Source organism: Armatimonadota bacterium (assembly GCA_031460175.1).
Lineage (GTDB): Bacteria > Sysuimicrobiota > Sysuimicrobiia > Sysuimicrobiales > Sysuimicrobiaceae > Sysuimicrobium > Sysuimicrobium tengchongense.
Genome location: JAVKGW010000003.1, coordinates 71,178 through 89,351, shown reverse-complemented (window position 1 = coordinate 89,351; position 18,174 = coordinate 71,178). Strand labels below are relative to the sequence as shown.

The window sequence follows — 18,174 nt, the reverse complement described above, 5'->3', positions numbered from 1 at the left end:
CACGATGGCCCTAGCTCTGGAACAGGCGCGTGGGCAGCAGCGCCTGCTCGTGGGCCCGGATGTCCCAGGCCGGGGTACAGCTCCACAGGTGCCGGGGCGGATCCTCTGTTACCTCGTCCACCAGCGCGGCGAGCATTCCCTGAAGATCCCGGAGGATCTCCTGCGCCTGCTCCGGGCTCACGGGCATGCACCGGGTGGCCGCGTACAGGAGGGCGGTGAGGCCGCTGTGGCCGTACGCGAGGAGGAGGGCCGTCTCCGGAACTCCGAAAAGCCGCCCGCAGCAGCCCACCACCACGGCATGGTGGGGGTGCTGGAGACAGGGGATCTCCAGGGAAGGGTACAGACGCCGCACCATCCGCAGCCACCGGCGGCCCATTTTCAGGCTGGACTCCCGGGATCCGGGGATGGGCCGCCAGGCGGTGAGCTCCGCGCCGAGCCGCTCCAGCAGGACCGCGTCCGGCGCCGCCCGCCAGGCCAGGGCGCAGGCGGCCAGGTCCAGCCGGAGCCCCCCGAGCTTCAAGAACACCTCCGCGAGCCGCCGGAGTTCCGCCGGTCCCGCTCCCCGCTGGGCATACGCCTCTAGACCCCCCGAGTGGGCGTAGGCGCCCACCGGGAACTGGGAGTCGAACCACTGCAGCAGGAGCAGGAGGTCGCGGGGCGTCACGGGTGGCGGTGACCTTCCCCTGGCTTTCCGTGAAACGGGCGGCGATCCCGCTGTGCCTGCCAGCCCATCTGCCGGGCGCGGTGGAAGAGGACATCGTCCCAAGGGACGACCACCGCTCCACCCTGTACTTCGATCTCCCGGTGCAGGTTCCCGAAGAAGTGGCCGATCCGCACGGCCTCTTCGAGATCTCCGGGGTAAACCACCAGCACGTCCTCCTCCGCCGCCCTCACCCGGTAGGCGACTCCCTCCTGCACCGCCAGGACCTGCCCGGGCCGGAGGACGGTGCCCGTGGGGAGGGCGAGGAGCAGCACCCGGCCGTCCGGCGCCACCACCCGGCGCCGCACCCGGGAGCGTTCCTCCGCGGTCATGGGGATGTCCACCACCCGCAGCCCGTGGACCTCAGACACTTGGGGAAGTTCCGTGATCACCATGGCTAGAACAGGAAGTACCGCTGCGCGAGGGGCAGCACCCGGGCCGCCTGGCTCGTCACCCGAACCCCGTCCACCCGTACCTCGTAGCTCTCGGGATCCACCTCCACCCGGGGCAGGGCGTCGTTGAGCTTCAGGTCTCGCTTCGTCACCGTCCGGGTACCGCGCACCGGGAGCACCGCACGGCGCAGCCGGGGGGAGAGGGTGCCGCGTTCCAGGGAGACCTGGGAGACGAAGGTGACCGCCACCGCCTCCCGGCACCGACCCAGAGCCCCGAACATGGGCCGGTACCGCACCGGCTCCGGGGTCGGGATGGAGGCGTTCGGGTCCCCCATGAGGGAAGCCACGATCATGCCCCCTTTGATCACCAGCTCGGGTTTGACCCCGAAGAAGGCGGGGCGCCAGAGCACCAGGTCCGCGATCTTTCCCACCTCCACGGATCCCACATACGGTGCGATCCCATGGGCGATGGCGGGATTGATGGTGTACTTGGCGAGATAGCGCCGGATGCGGAAGTTGTCGTTCCGGGAGGAGTCCTCGGGCAGAGGACCCCGCTCCTGCTTCATCTTGTGCGCGGTCTGCCAGGTCCGGAGGATGACCTCTCCCACGCGCCCCATGGCCTGAGAATCGCTGCTCATCATGCTGATGGCCCCGAGGTCGTGCAGCACGTCCTCCGCGGCCATGGTCTCCGGACGGATCCGCGACTCCGCGAACGCCACGTCCTCGGGCACGTGAGGGTTCAGGTGGTGGCAGACCATGAGCATGTCCAGGTGCTCCTCCAGGGTGTTGACCGTATAGGGCATGGTGGGGTTGGTGCTGGAGGGCAGGACGTTCGGATGGCCCACCACCTTGAGGATGTCCGGGGCATGGCCCCCACCCGCCCCTTCCGAGTGGTAGGTGTGGATGGTGCGGCCCCGGAAGCTCGCGAGGGTGTCCTCCACGAACCCGCTCTCGTTGAGGGTGTCCGTGTGGATGGTGACCTGCACGTCGTAGTCCTCGGCCACGGAGAGGGCCGTGTCGATCACCGCCGGGGTCGCCCCCCAGTCCTCATGGATCTTCAGCCCGATGGCCCCCGCGAGGATCTGCTCCTCCAGAGCCGCCCGGGAGGAGGCGTTTCCCTTCCCGAGGAACCCGAAGTTCAGGGGAAGGGCCTCCACCGCCTCCATCATCCGGGCCAGGTACCAGGGGCCCGGGGTGCAGGTCGTGGCCTTCGTCCCCTCCGCGGGGCCCGTTCCGCCCCCGATCATGGTGGTGATCCCGCTGTAGAGGGCCTCCCAGGCCTGCTGCGGGCAGATGAAGTGGATGTGGGCGTCAATGCCGCCGGCCGTGAGGATCTTCCCTTCTCCCGCCACGATCTCCGTGCCCGGTCCGATCTCGAGCCCTGGGGTCACGCCGTCCTGGATCTCGGGGTTCCCGGCTTTGCCGATGGCCACGATCCTGCCGTCCCGGATGCCCACGTCCGCCTTCACCACGCCCCAGTAGTCCAGCACCACCACGTTGGTGATGACCAGATCCGGGCTTCCCTCTTCCCGGGACCTCTGGGACTGGCCCATCCCGTCCCGGACCACCTTGCCGCCCCCGAAGACCACCTCTTCGCCGGGGACCGTGAGGTCCTCTTCGATCTCCAGGATCAAGTCGGTGTCCGCGAGGCGGATGCGATCCCCTCTGGTGGGACCGTAGAGATCCGCGTACGCCCGCCGTGGGATCCTCATAGGAATCCCCTCTCCCGGGCCCGCGCGAACGCCTCGTCCCGACGGAGATCCAAAGGCCCCTGAACGAGGCCGTTCATCCCGTACACGGCCCTGCGGCCCCCGAGTTCCACCAGGGCCACCTCCCGTGCCTGACCCGGCTCGAACCGCACCGCGGTCCCCGCAGGGATGTTCAGCCGGAATCCGTAGGCCTTCACGCGGTCGAACCGCAGGGCCCGGTTGACCTCGAAGAAGTGCGCGTGGGAGCCCACCTGCACCGGGCGGTCGCCGGTGTTCTCCACCCGGAGCCGGATCACCCGGCGGCCCGGATTCAGCTCCACCTCACCGTCCTCCAGCAGGTACTCTCCCGGGATCACGTCCAGACCCCTCCCACGCGGAGCACCAGGAGGGCAACCCCCGCGAGGCGCACCAGACGATCGGGCCTCCGCAACCTCTCTCCCCACCGGAGAAGGCCTTCTCCCAGGAGGATCCCGAGGAGGTGGAGGAGGGCCGTGCTGCCGGAAAATCCCAATCCGTAGGCCCATCCCGCCGCGTTGAGCGGGACCTCTGTTCCGTGCGCATGGCCGTGGAAGAAGGCGAATAGGGCCACCATCGCCGTCCCCAGCGAGCTCGGCAGCCGCACCGCGGCAACCAGGAGAACGCCCAGAAGGAATGCGGAAGCGAGGATGCCCGTCTCCACCCAGGTCGCGGACCGGCCGTGCATCCCCACCCAACTCCCCGCCACCATGCTGGCGAGGAATCCGAGGGGAACGGCCCAGGTTCCCCGCCCTCCGAGGAATCGGGCCCAGATGCCCACCGCCACCATGACCGCCCAGTGGTCCACACCGTGGAGCGGGTGGAGCACTCCGGCCACGATCCCCTCTGTGGGGCCGGCCCTCACGTGCGCCCAGGCCGGACTCGCGAGCAGCAGGGCGAGCGCTCCCGATACCGTCCAGCACCTTCTCCGCATGCCATCGCCTCCTCAGGGAATGGGGTCGTGAACGGTCACGAGCTTGGTCCCGTCCGGAAACGTGCCCTCCACCTGGATCTCCCGCACCATCTCCGGCACTCCCTCCATCACGTCGTCCCGGGTGAGGATCTTCCGTCCGAGCTGCATGAGTTCGGGCACGCTTTTGCCCTCACGGATTCCTTCCAGGATCTCCGCGGTGATCAGGGCCACCGCCTCCGGGTAGTTCAGCTTGAGCCCCCGGGCCCGGCGACGCCGGGCGACCTCCGCGGCCACGAAGATCAGCAATTTCTCGATCTCCCGCTCCGACAGCCGCATCCTTCCTCCTACACGCTGAGCAGGTGAGCCACGTCCTTCCAGGAGACCTGCTGGGTCCTCCCCTCCTCTACCACGCGCCCTTTCTGCAGCACGTAGTACCGATCTGCCAGCGTCCAGGCGAACTCCAGGTATTGCTCGACCAGGAGGAGCCCGATCCCTTCCTGTTCCCGGATCTCTTGGAGGATCCGTCCCATTTCCTCCACCAGGGAGGGCTGGATCCCCTCGGTGGGTTCGTCCAGCAGCAGGATCCGGGGCCGCATCACCAGGGCCCGGGCGATGGCCAAGAGCTGCTGCTCTCCTCCGGAGAGGAACCCTCCCTTCCGGCGCCACAGGCGCCGGAGGACGGGGAATCGATCCGTGGCCTCCTCCAGGCGGATCGTCTCTTCCCGGCCTTGACCGCAGGCGGCCGCCGCGAGACGGAGGTTCTCCTCCACCGTGAGGTGCGGCAGGATCCCCCTTCCTTGCGGGACATAGGCCAGCCCGCGGCGGGCCCGTTCGTACGGAGGCCTCCGGGTGAGGTCCTCCTCCCCGAACCGGATGACCCCCCGGCGGACCGGATGCAGGCCCACGATGGTCCGCAGGAGCGTGGTCTTGCCCGCCCCGTTGCGGCCCAGCAGGCACACCGCCTCTTTGGGCCCGACTTCCAGATGCACGTCCCAGAGGACGGGACTCTCCCCGTACGCCGCGGAGATGCCCACCACCTTCAGCATCTGGCCTCCACCCTCCCCAGGTAGACGGCCCGGATCTCCGGATCCGACCGGATCTCCTCCAGGCTCCCCTCCCGGAGAACCCGGCCCATGTGAAGGACGGTGATCCTTGCGCCCAGCATCTCCACGAACTCCATGTCGTGCTCGACGACCAGCACCGTGTGCTGCTTCGCGAGAGCCCTCACCAGCTCCACGGTTCGGGCGGTCTCGTGGTGCGTCATGCCCGCCGTGGGCTCGTCCAGAAGGATCAGGCGGGGTCGGCCCGCGGCCACCATCCCGATTTCCAGCCACTGTTTCTCCCCGTGCGAGAGGGACCCCGCGGGTGCATGCCGTTTCGGCCCCAGTCCGATGATCTGCAGGATCTCCTCCACCACCTCCTCCGTGGCCCGCGCAGGCCGCCTGGCCAGCCGTTTCCACCCCTCCACGGCCCGCACCGAGAGGCGCAGGTTCTCCACCACCGTGAGCTCTTCCAGAACACTCGGCGTCTGGAACTTCCGCTGGATTCCCATCCTCGCCCGTTCGTGCTCGCTGCTCCGCGAGATGTCCCTCCCGTCCAGGAGGATGCGCCCCGCGGTGGGCTGGACCCGCCCCGTGATGGTGTCCAACAGCGTGGATTTCCCGGCCCCGTTGGGGCCGATGAGCACCCGTACCTCTCCCGGGCGCAACTGGAGGCTGACGTCGTCCAGGGCCCGGAATCCCTCGTAGAGGACGGTGATCTTCTCCACGGAGAGGAGCTCACGGGACATAGGCCACCTCCTGTTGCGAGGAGGAGGCGGAGAGTTTTGCCCGCCGGAGCACCCTCCACCGGCTCAGGGAGGGACCCAGGAGCACGGTGGCCAGAAAGAGAAGCCCCGCCAGGTACAGCCAGGCGTCCGGGAGGGCGCTGCTGATCCGGTCCTTGACCAAGTTCACCGCCACGGTGGCGGCCACGGCCGCCACGGGATGGGTCCGGCCGCCCATCGCAGCCCAGATCACCATCTCGATGGAGGGGACCACGCCCACCATGGCGGGAGAGATCACCCCCACGTGCAGGGTGAAGAGGGCACCCCCGAGCCCCGCCAGAAAGGCGGAGATCGCAAAGGCCACCACCTTGCACGGAGCAGGATCGTAGCCCAAGAAGCGTACCCGGTTCTCCGCATCGCGGATGGCCAAAAGCAACCGGCCGAAATCGGTGCGGACGAGCCACTCCGTTCCCACCAGCACGGCCACCACGAGGGCCACGGTGATCCAATAGAGCGCCCGGTGGAATCCTGGGGATCCCACGTCGAAGCCCAGGAAGGTGCTGAAGTTCGTGAGGCCGTTGAACCCGCCCGTGAGCCCCTGCTGGCTGATGAGGAGAGTGGCGAAGGCCAGAGCGAGAGCCTGGGTGATCAGGGAGACGTACACCCCGGTGATCCGCCTGCGGAACAGGAGGAATCCCAACGCCGCCGCGGTGGCCGGCGGGAGGCACAGGACCGCGAGAAGGCTGAAAACAGGGGATCGGAAGGGAGCCCACCACCAGGGGAGGACGCCGACGCCGTTCCAGACCATGAAATCCGGCAACTCCGAACCTGCCAGACCCACGAGCTTCAGGTGCATCGCGAGGGCGTATCCTCCGATCCCGAAGAAAACTCCCTGCCCCAGGCTCAGGATCCCTGCATAGCCCCACAGCCACACAATCCCCAGGGCCGGCAGGGCCAGCGCCAGGAACCGGCCCAGCAACGAGAGGTCGTACGCGGAGAGATACCAGGGCGCCGCGGCGAGGATCAGGATCAGCACCAGCCTCGTCACCCTACCCACGGGATCCCTCCTCCAGGGCCCGGGAACGCACCGAGACCAAACCCCGCGGACGGAGTTGCAGGAAGGCCACCACCGTGAGGAGGAGCAGCACTTTCGCAAAGCTCACGCTTGTGAACACCTGGAGGGCAGACGAGAGCACGCCCACGATCCCGGACGCGAGCGCGGTCCCCACGAGGCTTCCGAGCCCTCCCACGATGACCACCAGGAAGGCGTCCACGATGTAGCTCTGCCCTACCGTGGGGGTCACGGGCGCGATCAGGGCCAAGACGGCTCCGGCCAGCCCCGCCAGTCCGGATCCCAGCGCGAAGATCGCCCGATCCACCCGGGGCGTAAAGACCCCGAGGATGCCGCAGACCTCCCGGTCCTGGTTCACCGCCCGCACGTACAGGCCCATCCGGGTCCCGTGCAGCATTCCCCACACCCCCGCCAGCACGGCTCCGCTCAGAACAAGCACGAAGAAGCGCACGTGGGGGAGCACGAGCCCCGCCAGGGCCCCGCGGTCCACGGTGAGGGCTCCCTGGAGCCAGGAGGGGGCAGTGACCTCTACGCCCGTGGGCCCGAACAGGTTGCGGGCGGCCTGCTGGAGCAGGAGGCTCACCCCCCACGTGGCCAGGAGGGTCTCCAGGGGCCGCCCGTACAGGTGTCGGATCACCGCCCACTCCAGAAGCAGCCCCAACAGGGCCGCTCCGACGAAGCCGAAGAGGAGGGCCGGTAGGGGGAACAGAGGGCCCGGCACCCACAGGTGCGCGAGGTAGGCGAGGTACCCTCCCACCATCAGGAACTCGCCGTGGGCCATGTTGATCACCCGCATGAGCCCGAAGGTGAGGGCGAGCCCCAGGGCGGCCAGGAGCAGGATGGATCCCACGCTGAGCCCGTTAAAGAGCTGTCCGAGGACGAGCGCACCTTCCCGCACGTCGTGTCCCTCCTACGGGAGCTGGCAGGTCTTTCCGGGAAACACCAGGGGATCGTACGGCTCGGGCTTGATCGGCTCCCGGGACTGCCACAGGATGCGGAACTGACCGGTGCCGTCCAGCTGGCCCACATAGGCCGTCTGGTAGAGGCTCTGGTTCCGATCGAAGCGGACCTTGCCCATGGGGGTCTCCATCCACGGGAGCTGGACCGCGGCTTTGCGCACCGCGTTCGGGTCGAAGCTCCTGGCACGTTCCACCGCCGCCTTCCACACGAGCACGTCCACGTATCCGTGGACCATGGGATCCGTGATGGCGGCGTCCCGTCCATACTTCGCCTGGTAGGCGGCCACGAACCGCCGGTTGGCCGCAAGCGGCAGGCTCTGGAAGTAGTTCCAGGCCGCGTAGCTCCCCACGAGCAGGCTCGGCCCGATGGCCTTCGCCTCCTGCTCCGCGATGCTGAAGGACATCACCGGCAACCTGTCCGGCGTGAGCCCGGCGGCCGCCATCTGCTTGAAGAAGGCCACGTTCGAGTCCCCGTTGATGGTGTTGAACACCACCTGTGCCTGGGAGGCCCGGATCTTGTTGACCACGGAGCTGAAGTCCGTGCCCCCCAGGGGCACGTACTCCTCTCCCGCCACCACGCCGCCCCGCTGCTGGATGTGCTTTTTAAGGATCAGGTTGGCGGTGCGGGGGAAGACGTAGTCCGAGCCCACCAGGAAGACACGCCTGTACCCCTTCTGGAATGCCCAGTCCAGGGCCGGCAGCAGCTGCTGGTTGGGCTGAGCGCCCGAGTACATGATGTGGGCAGAGCACTCGTTCCCCTCGAACTGCACGGGATACCAGAGGAGGTGCCGGAATCGCTCGAAGACCGGCAGCATGGCCTTGCGGCTCGCAGACGTCCATCCGCCGAACACGGTCACGGCCCCGTCCTGCTGGATCAGCTTCTGCGCCTTTTGAGCGAAGGTCGCCGGTTCCGAGGCCCCGTCCTCCACCACAGCTTGGATTCGCCGTCCCAGTACACCCCCGGCCGCGTTGATCTCCTCGATGGCCAACAGGGTCGCGTTCTTGACCGTGACCTCGCTGATGGCCATGGTGCCCGAGAGGGAGTGAAGCACGCCCACCTTCACCACCGACTCCGCCGCGGGGCTCACCCCGAGGGTGGAGAAAACCGCCAGGGTCCCCAGAATGGCCATCCATCCCTTGCGCATGGCGTTCCCTCCTGAAAGGGTTTTTGAGCAAAACAAAAAGGGCGCCGGCCGAGGCGCCCTGGCCACTGGAGACCCAACGCCGTGGTTGAGCCTCACCTTGCTAGGCTAACTACCAGGGAAGAGGTGGAGTTGTCAAGTCCCCTTCTGTCCGGTTCATCCGGGATCGCGCTATGAACCCCCCAGCTCGATCTCGCTCTGGTCTCCCAGGTTCACCCGGCTGGGACGGCCCGAGAGGTAGGCACGTTCCCCGATGAGGGAGCCTTCCAGCACCACCTGTTCCACATTGGCGTTCCGGTTCACGATGGAGTTGCTCACCACGGACCGCACGATTCGGGCCCCCTCCGCCACGGACACGTAGGGGCCGATCACGGAGGCCTCGATCACGGCGCCCTCCGCGATGGCCACAGGCGGCTGCACCAGAGCCCCCGGGAGGTCCGGCGGCGGCGGATTCAGGACGTCCAGGAGGGCCCGGTTGGCGCTCAACACCGCCTCCACGGTCCCGCAGTCGTACCATTCCTCCACGGGGTAGGTGCGGATGACCTCTCCGGCATCCACGTAGAACTGGAGGGCGTCCACGAGCCAGTATTCCCCCGCCACCCGGTGATCCTCCTCCACGAGACGCTCCAGGCACCGGCGGAGCAGCCGCGTGTTCGTGAGGTAGTACAGGCCCACGATGGCCAGGTTGGAAGGGGGGTGCTGGGGTTTTTCCACGAACCGCCGCACCCGGCCGTCCGGATCCAGCTCCACGACCCCGAACCGTCGCGGATCCGCCACCTCCCGCACCCCGATGAGGGAGGTGGTGCTCCGCACCACGGGGCGCAGCTCCCCGCGCAGGATGGTGTCCCCGAGCAGGATGAGCACGGGCTCGCCCGTGAGGAACTCCCGGGCCACGTAGATGGCGTGCCCGTTCCCGAGGGGCTGGTCTTGGCGGACGAAGTGGGCGGTGAGGGCGTAGTGCTCGCGCACGTACGCCTCGATCTTCTCCCCGAGATGCCCGACCACCAGGACCACCTCGCGGATCCCCAGATCCAGAAGGGTATCCAGGATGTGGCCCAGGATGGGCTTGCCGGCCACGGGGATGAGGGCCTTGGGAAGCGTATAGGTGTGTGGCCGCAATCGGGTTCCGAACCCTGCCACGGGCACGATGGCACGCACCGTCATCCCTCCATCTCTTCCTCCTCTATCCTGATGCCTTCGCCCGCCGCACCACCTCCACCAGACGCGGGACGATCTCGAAGAGGTCCCCCACCACCCCCAGGCTCGCCACCTGGAAGATGGGCGCGTTCGGGTCCTTGTTGATGGCAACGATGTACTTGGATCCGGACATGCCCGCGAGGTGCTGCGGCGCTCCGGAGATGCCCACCGCGATGTACACGGTGGGGCTCACGGTCTTCCCGGTCTGCCCGATCTCGTAGTCGTGGGGCACCCAGCCGCTGTCCACGGGGGGGCGGCTGGAGCCCACCGCGGCTCCAAGCTCTGCCGCGAGCTCCTCCAGCAGGGCGAAGTTCTCCGGGCCCCGCAATCCGCGACCTCCGCTCACGACGATCTCCGCCTCCGTGAGCGGCACCCTCTCCCGCCGCACCTCCCGCCGCTCCACCTCCCGGGTCCGCACCGGGACCCCTTCCCACTGCACCGCCAGTCGCCGCACCTCCGCGCTCCTCCCCTCCTGCCGGTCTGCGGGCGGGAACACCTTCGGCAGCACCACCGCGAGGTGGGGGCCCTCCCCCACGAAGGCCACGATGCCCACCGCCTTGCGGGTGTACATGGGCCGCCGGGCCATCAGCTGCTCCCCTTCCGTCCACAGATCCTCCACGTCCGTCACGATTCCCGCGCCCAGCCGTGCGGCCACGCGGGGGGCGAGATCGCGGCCGTTCGCGGTGGAGGGCACGAGCACTGCCCATGGACGGTGCTCCCGGATGGCCTCGGTCATCGCGTGGGTGTACGCCTCCACGCGGTACGACGCCAGCATCGGATGATCCGCCAGGAGAACCCCGTCCGCCCCGTGTTCCGCAAGCGGGCTCGCCAGGTGCTCGACCCCGTGGCCCAGGACCAGGGCCACGAGCCTCGCCCCGCGGGCATCCGCGAGAGCTCGGCCCTTGCCCAGAAGCTCCAGGGTAATCCGCCGCAGCTGCCCTTCCGCGTGATCCGCGAGAACCCAGATCTCCCTCATGGCCTCCCCTCCTACAGGACCTTCGCCACGTCCCGCAGAAACGCCGCGATGCGCTCCGCGGCTTCCTCCGGATTTTCCGGCCGGATCACCTCCCCTGCCTCCCGCCGGGGCGGTGGATCGAAGCGGACGGTTCGGACCCGCGCGGCCTGCGCTCCGGCCTCCGAGGGCGCAAGGCCCAGATCCGCCAGGGTCAGGGTACGGATCTCCTGGCGCTTGGCCCGCATGATGCCCGGAAGGGTGGGATATCGCGGCTCGTTGATGGTGCGTTCTACGGTGAACACGGCCGGAAGTTGTACTTCCAGGACCTCTGCTCCGCCCTCCACCTCCCGTTCCACCCGAGCCATCCCCTCCCCGACCTCCAGTCTGGTGATGGCGGTGGCCTGGGGGACGCCCAGGAACTCCGCCAGGGCCGGGCCTACCACCGCGGCGTTGTCGTCCGTGGCGAGTCGGCCGCAGAGCACCACGTCCCAGGTGAGGCGCTGGATGGCCCGGGCCAGTGCCCGCGCCAGGCCCAGGTGATCCGCTCCCTCCAGAAGGGGGTCGCTGATCAGCACTCCCTCGTCCGCCCCCATGGCCAGCGCGGTGCGGATGGCCTCCGTGGCCCGCGGGGGACCCACGCACACCACGGTCACGGTGCCCCCGTGCTTTTCCCGCAGGCGGAGCGCTTCCTCCACCGCGTGCTCGTCGTAGTAGTTGAGGATCCAGTTGAGTCCCTGCTCCTCGATGCCGCTTCCATCCGGCTTCACCCGGATGGGCTGCTCGGTATCCGGCACCTGCTTGATGCACACCACCACGTTCATGGGCTCCCTCCCTCCAGGAGTCTGCGGGCGATGATGATCCGCTGGATCTCGCTGGTGCCCTCGTAGATCTCCGTGACCCGCGCGTCCCGGAAGTGCCGCTCCGCGGGGTAGTCCCGGAGGTATCCGTAGCCGCCGAAGACCTGCATGCCCTGGTGGGCGGCCCACATGGCGGTTTCGCTGGCGAAGAGCTTCGCCACGGACGCCTCCAGGGTGTGCGGGCGACCCCGGTCCCGCAACCACGCGGCCCGGTGGGTCAGCAGTCGCGCAGCCTCGATGCGGGTGCTCATGTCTGCAAACTTCCACCGGATGGCCTGGAAGTCCACCAGCTTTCGGCCGAACTGCTGGCGTTCCCGGGCATAGACCAGGGCGTCCTCCAGAGCGGCCCGGGCAATCCCCACGGCCTGAGCCGCGATCCCGATCCGGCCGCCGTCCAGGGTGCTCATGGCGATGCGGAACCCCTGCCCTCGCCCGCCCAGCAGGTTCTCCTTGGGAATGCGGCAGTCCTCCAGCCGGATCTCACAGGTGCTGGAGGCGTTGATCCCCAGCTTCCGCTCCATCCGCCCCACGACGACGCCGGGCCGATCCTTCTCCACCAGGAACGCGGAGATCCCCCGACTGCCCTCCACGGGCTCGCTGCGGGCGAACACGAGACAGAGCCAGGCTTCCGCGCCGTTCGTGACGAAGCTCTTGGTGCCGTTGAGGACCCACTGCGATCCGTCTTCGACGGCGGTGGTGCGCAGGCTGGCGGCATCCGAGCCCGCACCGGGCTCCGTGAGGCAGTAGCAGCCGATCTCCTGGCCCGACGCCAACCGCGGCAGGTAGCGGCGCTTCTGCGCCTCCGTCCCGAACCGCAGGAGGGGGTCACACACCAGGGAGTTGTTCACCGCCATGATGGTCCCCGTCCCCGCACAGGCCCGGGAGATCTCCTCCAGGGCGATGGCGAGGGCCAGGGTGTCCATCCCGGCCCCGCCGTACCCCTCGGGGACCAGGATGCCCATCAGGCCGAGCTCCCCGAGCTTGCGGACGATCTCCGCGGGGAACCGGTGCTCCGCATCCAGACGGGCGGCTTGAGGCAGGATCTCCGCGGTGGCGAACGCCCGGGCGGTCTGCTGCAGGAGCCGGTACTCCTCGGGGAGCGCGAAATCCATGCCGACTCGATGGTACCGTTTGCCGGAAGAGCCGAGCAACTGCCTGAGACCGGGAAGTTGGTGTATCCTGCCCGTGGGGACCCATGGAGCGGATCCCGTCCAGGGTGCGCACGGACACGGAGGAATTCCGGCGGAATCGGGCCCACCACCTGCGGCTCGTGGAGGAGCTGCGGGAGCGGCTCCGGTGGGTAAGCCAGGGCGGAGGCGAGCGGGCCCTGCGCCGGCAGCGGGAGCTCGGCAAGCGCACCGCCCGGGAGCGCATCGAGCACCTCCTGGATCCCGGCTCCCCGTTCCTGGAGCTCTCGCCCCTTGCGGCCTGGGAGATGTACGACAACGAAGCCCCTGGGGCGGGCCTGGTGACGGGCATCGGCCGGGTGAGCGGGGTGGAGTGCATGATCGTGGCCAACGACGCCACCGTCAAGGGCGGGACGTACTTCCCCATGACCGTGAAAAAGCACCTGCGGGCCCAGGAGATCGCCCTCCAGAACCGCCTGCCGTGCGTCTACCTCGTGGACAGCGGCGGAGCCTACCTGCCCCTCCAGGCGGAGGTGTTCCCGGATCGGGACCACTTCGGCCGCATCTTCTACAACCAGGCCCGCATGAGTGCTCTGGGGATCCCCCAGATCGCCGCGGTGCTGGGGATGTGCACCGCGGGTGGGGCCTACGTGCCCGCCATGAGCGACGAGGCGGTGATCGTGCGGGGGACGGGGACCATCTTCCTGGCCGGCCCACCCCTCGTGCGGGCCGCCACGGGGGAGGAGGTCACCCCGGAGGAGCTCGGAGGCGCGGACGTGCACGCCCGTCGTTCGGGCGTGGTGGACCACTCCGCGGAGAGCGAGCTGGAGGCCCTGCGCATCGTGCGCTCCATCGTCTCCACCCTCAACCGCCGCAAGCCCCCACCGGAGGTGGAGATCGCCCCTGCGGAGGATCCCTACTACGATCCCGAGGAGATCTACGGGATCCTGCCCCGGGACCTGCGGCAGCCCTACGACGTCCGGGAGATCATCGCCCGGATCGTGGACGGCAGCCGATTCGCGGAGTTCAAGGCCCTCTACGGCACCACCCTCGTGTGCGGGTTTGCCCGCATCCACGGGATCCTGGTGGGGATCGTGGCCAACAACGGAGTGCTGTTCGTGGAGAGCGCGGAGAAGGGCGCCCACTTCATCGAACTGTGCGGCCAGCGCCGCATCCCCATCGTGTTTTTGCAGAACATCCCGGGGTTCATCGTGGGCCGGCAGTACGAGGCCGCGGGCATTGCCCGGGCAGGTGCCAAGATGGTGCACGCGGTGGCCACGTGCCACGTGCCGAAGTTCACGGTGATCATCGGGGGTTCCTACGGGGCCGGGAACTACGCCATGTGCGGCCGGGCCTACGAACCGCGCTTTTTGTGGATGTGGCCGAACGCCCGGATCAACGTCATGGGTCCGGAGCAGGCGGCGGAGGTCCTGGTCACGGTGAAGCGGGAGCAGCTTCAACGGGAGGGAAAGACCCTCTCCCCCGAGGAGGAGGAGGCCATCGCCCGCCCGATCCTGGAGAAGTACGAGCGGGAGGGGAGCCCCTACTACAGCACCGCCCGGCTGTGGGACGACGGGATCCTGGACCCCATCGCGACCCGGGATGCCCTGGGCTTAGCGCTCTCCTTGGCCTTCAACGCCCCCGTGGAGGGGATGAAGCCCGGGGTGTTCCGCATGTGAGGGAGGAAGAGGATGCCACCGGTTCACGTGCGAGGGGAGGGGCTGCGGGTGGTGATCACCCTGGCGCGACCGGAGGCCCACAACGCGCTCCACCCGGATCTTATGGAGGCCCTCACCCAGGCGTTCCGGGATGTGGGAGAGCAGGATCACGTGCGGTACGTGGTGCTGGCCGCGGAAGGCCCCTCCTTCTGCGCGGGCGCAGATCTCCACTGGATGCAGGCCGCCCTGGAGGCCACCCCGGAGGAAAACCGCCGCGACGCGGAGCGCCTGTTCACCTTGCTGGAGAGCATCGCCGCGTGTCCCAGGCCCGTGGTGGCCCGGGTGCACGGGGCGGCCCTGGGAGGGGGCGTGGGGCTGGTGGCGGCCTGCGACCTCGCGGTGGCCCATCCGGACGCGTCCTTCGGCCTCCCGGAGGTACGGCTGGGACTTGCGCCCGCCATGATCCTCCCCTTCCTCCTACGGCGGGTGAACCGGTCGGAGCTCCTGTGGGCGGCCCTCCTGGGAAAGCGGTTCTCCGCGGAGCGGGCGAAAGCCATGGGCCTCGTGCAGGAAGTCAGCCCGGATGTGGACGGGGTGATCGAGAGCTGGGGAAACGCGCTCCTGGCCGCAGGCCCCGGAGCCCTGGGGGCGGTGAAGCGGCTGTTCGGAACCGTCCCTTCCCTCCCGTGGGAAGAGGCGAAGCGGTTCACGGTGGACCTCCTGGCGGAGCTGCGGGCGGGGCCGGAGGCGCAGGAGGGGATGCGGGCGTTTCTGGAAAAGCGGCCGCCCGCCTGGCTCGGCCGATGATGTTCCGCAAGGTCCTGGTGGCCAACCGGGGGGAGATCGCGGTGCGCGTCCTGCGGGCCTGCCGGGAGCTCGGGATCCGTACCGTGGCCGTGTACTCGGAGGCGGACGAGGACAGCCTCCACGTGTGGTTGGCGGACGAAGCGGCGCTGATCGGGCCTTCTGAGCCCGAGCGGTCCTACCTCCACATCGGGCGGATCCTGGACGCGGCCCGGGCCACGGGCGCGGAGGCCATCCACCCCGGATACGGGTTTCTCGCGGAGAACCCGGAGTTCGCCGCGGCCTGCCGGGACGCGGGCATCGCCTTCATCGGGCCGCCGCCGGAGGTCCTGGAGGCCGTGGGGGATAAGGCACGGGCCCGGCGGCTGGGCGCACGGCTGGGGATTCCCGTGCTGCCGGGCACCGACCACCCCGTGGGAGACGAGGAGGCCCTCCCCCAAGCGCACCGGATCGGATTCCCGCTCCTGCTCAAGGCCGCGGGCGGAGGAGGCGGGAGGGGCATGCGGGTGGTGCGGAGTCCCGAGGAGCTTCCGCAACTCCTTCCCGACGCCCGGCGGGAGGCCCGGGCCGCCTTCGGCACGGACGCCATTCTCCTGGAGCGGTACCTCGAGCGACCGCGGCACATCGAGATCCAGGTCCTCCTGGACCGGTACGGAGGGGCGGTGCACCTCGCGGAGCGGGAGTGCTCCATACAGCGCCGGCATCAGAAGGTGATGGAGGAGGCCCCATCCGTGGCGGTGGATCCGACGCTGCGCGGACGGCTTGCGGAGGCGGCCCTGCGGATGATGCGGGAAGCGGGATACGTGAACGCGGGAACCGTGGAGTTCCTGGTCGACCGGGAGGGCGATTTCTACTTCCTGGAGGTTAACGCCCGGCTGCAGGTGGAGCATCCCGTGACGGAACTGGTGACCGGCGTGGACCTCGTGCACCAGCAGCTGCGCATCGCGGCGGGAGAGGCCCTGGCGATCCGCCAGGAGGCGGTGACGCTGCGGGGATGGGCCATCCAGGCCCGGGTCTACGCGGAGGATCCGGAGCGGGACTTCGCGCCCTCCGCGGGAACCGTGCTGCACCTGCAGGAACCGCACCTCCCCGGGGTGCGGGTAGACTCCGGGATCCGCGTGGGCCAACGGATCCCGGTGCACTACGACCCGCTCCTCTCCAAGGTCATCGCCTGGGCCCCGGACCGCCCCACCGCCATCGCCCGGCTGCGCCAGGCCCTCGCCGCCTATGTGGTCCTGGGTCCCACCACAAACCTCGGATTCCTCCTCGACGTCCTGGGGCATCCGGGGTTTGCCTCGGGCGAGGTCTCCACCACCTTCCTCGCCGACCACTTCCCGGACTGGCGGGCCCGGGAACCCTCGGAGGAGGCGTTCGCCGTGGCCGCGGTTCTCGCGGGTCGCGCCTGGACCACGGGCGCCCCGCCCCAGGGGTTTGCGGATCCCTGGGATCGACTGCGGGGCTGGAGGATGGGATGACGCGGCAGCGGCTGGTGCTGCGGTGGCGGCATCGCCTCGTGGAGGCGGAAGTGGTGGAGGCGTCCTCCTCGTGGCGGGTCCGCCTCGGAGACCGCACGATTTCCGTCTCCATCCGGCCCCTCGGGCCCCATGTCTACGCCATCACCGTGGACGGACGCCGAGGGATCGCGCACTTCGCCGCGGAAGCAGATGCCTACCACCTGCACTTGGACGGGAACACCTACACCATCAGCCGCGGAGGCCTCGGAGCCGGCGGTCCGGGCGGACCCGATCCCGCAGACGTACGGGCGCCCATGCCAGGGGTGGTGACCCGGATCCTGGTGCGAACCGGACAGGTGGTGGAAGCGGGCGAGCCTCTGTACGTGCTGGAGGCCATGAAGATGGAGACCGTGGTTCGGGCCCCGGTCCGGGCTCGGGTGGTGGAGATCCGGGCAGAGCGTGACTCGCAGGTGGAGGGCGGAGCCACGGTGGTGGAGCTGGAGGGGCTTCCGTGACCCTCCCCCTCGATCTCCTCCCTCGATCCGTGCGGGTGGTGGAGGTGGGACCCCGGGATGGGTTCCAGAACGAGCCAGAGCTCCTGCCCACGGACGTAAAGGTGGCCTTCATCGAGGCCCTGGCGGACGCGGGGCTGCGGTGGATCGAGGTGGGGTCCTTCGTCCGGCCCGACCGCGTGCCGCAGATGGCGGACACGGAGGCGGTGGTGCGCCGGCTGCGGCCCCGGGAAGGGGTCATGTACCTGGCTCTGGTGCCAAATTTGCAAGGGCTCGAACGCGCGGCCGGCTGCGGGGTGCGGGCGGTGGCGGTGTTCACCGCGGCCACGGATGCGTTCGCGCAGGCAAACCTCGGCATGACGGTGGAGGCGTCCCTGCGGATCTTCCGGGAGGTGGTGCGGGAGGCGAACCGGACGGGAATGCGGGTGCGCGGATACGTGAGCGTGGCTTGGTGGTGCCCCTACACGGGTCGGGTGGATCCGCAGGCTGCGCGGCGGGTGACCCTGGAGTTGCTGGAGATGGGGTGCGAGGAGGTGAGCTTGGCGGACACCGTAGGAGCCGCCACCCCCCGGGAAGTCCAGGAACTTCTCGAGCTCCTGGAGCGGGAGATCCCTCCGGACCGGATCGGCGTTCACTTCCACGACACCCGGGGAACGGGCCTCGCGAACGTCCTCGCCGCCCTGCAGATGCAGGTGCCCACCGTGGACGCCTCCGCGGGCGGGCTCGGGGGGTGTCCCTTCGCCCCCGGAGCCCTCGGAAACGTGGCCACGGAAGACGTGCTGTACCTCCTGCACGGGATGGGAATCGAGACCGGGGCGGACCTGGAGCGGGTACGGGAGGCCACTCGGCAGCTCGAGTCCATCCTGGGTCGCCGCCTTCCTTCCCGGGTGCTGCAGGCGGGCCTTTTCCGCACCGGTCGAGTGGGTACATAGATCAATCGGCC

Annotated in this window: 20 protein-coding genes; 5 read left to right on the top strand and 15 right to left on the bottom strand. The window is 69.1% G+C overall.

Annotated elements, in window-relative coordinates:
• Positions 1-10: 10 nt before the first annotated feature.
• The 15 genes from QN206_05265 to QN206_05195 form a co-directional block, all read right to left on the bottom strand.
• Entirely contained in the window at positions 11-664 is a 654-nt protein-coding gene (locus tag QN206_05265) for an urease accessory UreF family protein (protein ID MDR7614215.1), read from the bottom strand.
• Positions 661-1,071: an urease accessory protein UreE gene (locus tag QN206_05260; protein ID MDR7614214.1), complete on the bottom strand. Its 411-nt coding sequence runs from the start codon at positions 1,069-1,071 to the stop codon at positions 661-663. The genes QN206_05265 and QN206_05260 overlap by 4 nt, the downstream gene beginning before the upstream one ends.
• Before the next feature lie 26 nt (positions 1,072-1,097).
• Entirely contained in the window at positions 1,098-2,804 is a 1,707-nt protein-coding gene (locus QN206_05255) for an urease subunit alpha (protein MDR7614213.1), read from the bottom strand.
• Positions 2,801-3,157 (bottom strand): urease subunit beta, encoded by a 357-nt coding sequence (locus tag QN206_05250; protein MDR7614212.1) that lies wholly within the window; start codon positions 3,155-3,157, stop codon positions 2,801-2,803. Before QN206_05250 ends, QN206_05255 begins: the two co-directional genes overlap by 4 nt.
• The gene (locus tag QN206_05245) at positions 3,154-3,750 is read right to left on the bottom strand and encodes a HupE/UreJ family protein (protein MDR7614211.1); all 597 of its coding nucleotides are present in this window, start codon (positions 3,748-3,750) and stop codon (positions 3,154-3,156) included. The genes QN206_05250 and QN206_05245 overlap by 4 nt, the downstream gene beginning before the upstream one ends.
• A gap of 12 nt (positions 3,751-3,762) precedes the next feature.
• Positions 3,763-4,065 carry an urease subunit gamma gene (locus tag QN206_05240; GenBank protein MDR7614210.1) on the bottom strand — a complete coding sequence of 101 codons (303 nt, stop codon included), beginning with the start codon at positions 4,063-4,065 and terminating at the stop codon, positions 3,763-3,765.
• 8 nt (positions 4,066-4,073) lie between these two features.
• Complete coding sequence (gene urtE / locus QN206_05235) at positions 4,074-4,775, bottom strand: urea ABC transporter ATP-binding subunit UrtE (protein MDR7614209.1); 702 nt, start codon at positions 4,773-4,775, stop codon at positions 4,074-4,076.
• Positions 4,769-5,518, bottom strand: a complete 750-nt coding sequence (gene urtD, locus QN206_05230; GenBank protein ID MDR7614208.1) for an urea ABC transporter ATP-binding protein UrtD — start codon at positions 5,516-5,518, stop codon at positions 4,769-4,771. The genes urtE and urtD overlap by 7 nt, the downstream gene beginning before the upstream one ends.
• Positions 5,508-6,551, bottom strand: a complete 1,044-nt coding sequence (urtC, locus tag QN206_05225; protein ID MDR7614207.1) for an urea ABC transporter permease subunit UrtC — start codon at positions 6,549-6,551, stop codon at positions 5,508-5,510. The genes urtD and urtC overlap by 11 nt, the downstream gene beginning before the upstream one ends.
• Positions 6,544-7,464, bottom strand: a complete 921-nt coding sequence (urtB, locus tag QN206_05220; protein ID MDR7614206.1) for an urea ABC transporter permease subunit UrtB — start codon at positions 7,462-7,464, stop codon at positions 6,544-6,546. The genes urtC and urtB overlap by 8 nt, the downstream gene beginning before the upstream one ends.
• A 12-nt stretch (positions 7,465-7,476) precedes the next feature.
• Positions 7,477-8,670 (bottom strand): urea ABC transporter substrate-binding protein, encoded by a 1,194-nt coding sequence (gene urtA, locus QN206_05215; protein MDR7614205.1) that lies wholly within the window; start codon positions 8,668-8,670, stop codon positions 7,477-7,479.
• Between the two features lie 168 nt (positions 8,671-8,838).
• On the bottom strand, positions 8,839-9,831 hold the full coding sequence (locus tag QN206_05210) for a sugar phosphate nucleotidyltransferase (GenBank protein ID MDR7614204.1): 993 nt from the start codon (positions 9,829-9,831) through the stop codon (positions 8,839-8,841).
• 19 nt (positions 9,832-9,850) lie between these two features.
• Positions 9,851-10,840, bottom strand: coding sequence for an electron transfer flavoprotein subunit alpha/FixB family protein (locus QN206_05205; GenBank protein MDR7614203.1), 990 nt, complete (start codon positions 10,838-10,840; stop codon positions 9,851-9,853).
• An 11-nt stretch (positions 10,841-10,851) separates the two neighbouring features.
• On the bottom strand, positions 10,852-11,640 hold the full coding sequence (locus tag QN206_05200; GenBank protein ID MDR7614202.1) for an electron transfer flavoprotein subunit beta/FixA family protein: 789 nt from the start codon (positions 11,638-11,640) through the stop codon (positions 10,852-10,854).
• A complete protein-coding gene (locus tag QN206_05195) occupies positions 11,637-12,788 on the bottom strand; it encodes an acyl-CoA dehydrogenase (protein ID MDR7614201.1) in 1,152 nt (383 codons plus the stop codon). Before QN206_05195 ends, QN206_05200 begins: the two co-directional genes overlap by 4 nt.
• A gap of 83 nt (positions 12,789-12,871) precedes the next feature.
• Here QN206_05195 and QN206_05190 point away from each other — a divergent pair, with 83 nt between their 5' ends.
• Genes QN206_05190 through QN206_05170 form a run of 5 tightly spaced genes read left to right on the top strand, consistent with a single transcriptional unit; the run spans position 12,872 to position 18,163 of the window.
• Complete coding sequence (locus QN206_05190; GenBank protein ID MDR7614200.1) at positions 12,872-14,482, top strand: carboxyl transferase domain-containing protein; 1,611 nt, start codon at positions 12,872-12,874, stop codon at positions 14,480-14,482.
• Positions 14,483-14,494: 12 nt separating this feature from the next.
• Positions 14,495-15,268, top strand: coding sequence for an enoyl-CoA hydratase-related protein (locus tag QN206_05185; protein ID MDR7614199.1), 774 nt, complete (start codon positions 14,495-14,497; stop codon positions 15,266-15,268).
• Positions 15,268-16,740 (top strand): biotin carboxylase N-terminal domain-containing protein, encoded by a 1,473-nt coding sequence (locus QN206_05180; protein MDR7614198.1) that lies wholly within the window; start codon positions 15,268-15,270, stop codon positions 16,738-16,740. Before QN206_05185 ends, QN206_05180 begins: the two co-directional genes overlap by 1 nt.
• The gene (locus QN206_05175) at positions 16,737-17,234 is read left to right on the top strand and encodes a biotin/lipoyl-containing protein (GenBank protein ID MDR7614197.1); all 498 of its coding nucleotides are present in this window, start codon (positions 16,737-16,739) and stop codon (positions 17,232-17,234) included. Before QN206_05180 ends, QN206_05175 begins: the two co-directional genes overlap by 4 nt.
• Positions 17,231-18,163 carry a hydroxymethylglutaryl-CoA lyase gene (locus QN206_05170; protein MDR7614196.1) on the top strand — a complete coding sequence of 311 codons (933 nt, stop codon included), beginning with the start codon at positions 17,231-17,233 and terminating at the stop codon, positions 18,161-18,163. The genes QN206_05175 and QN206_05170 overlap by 4 nt, the downstream gene beginning before the upstream one ends.
• The last annotated feature ends 11 nt before the right edge of the window (positions 18,164-18,174 follow it).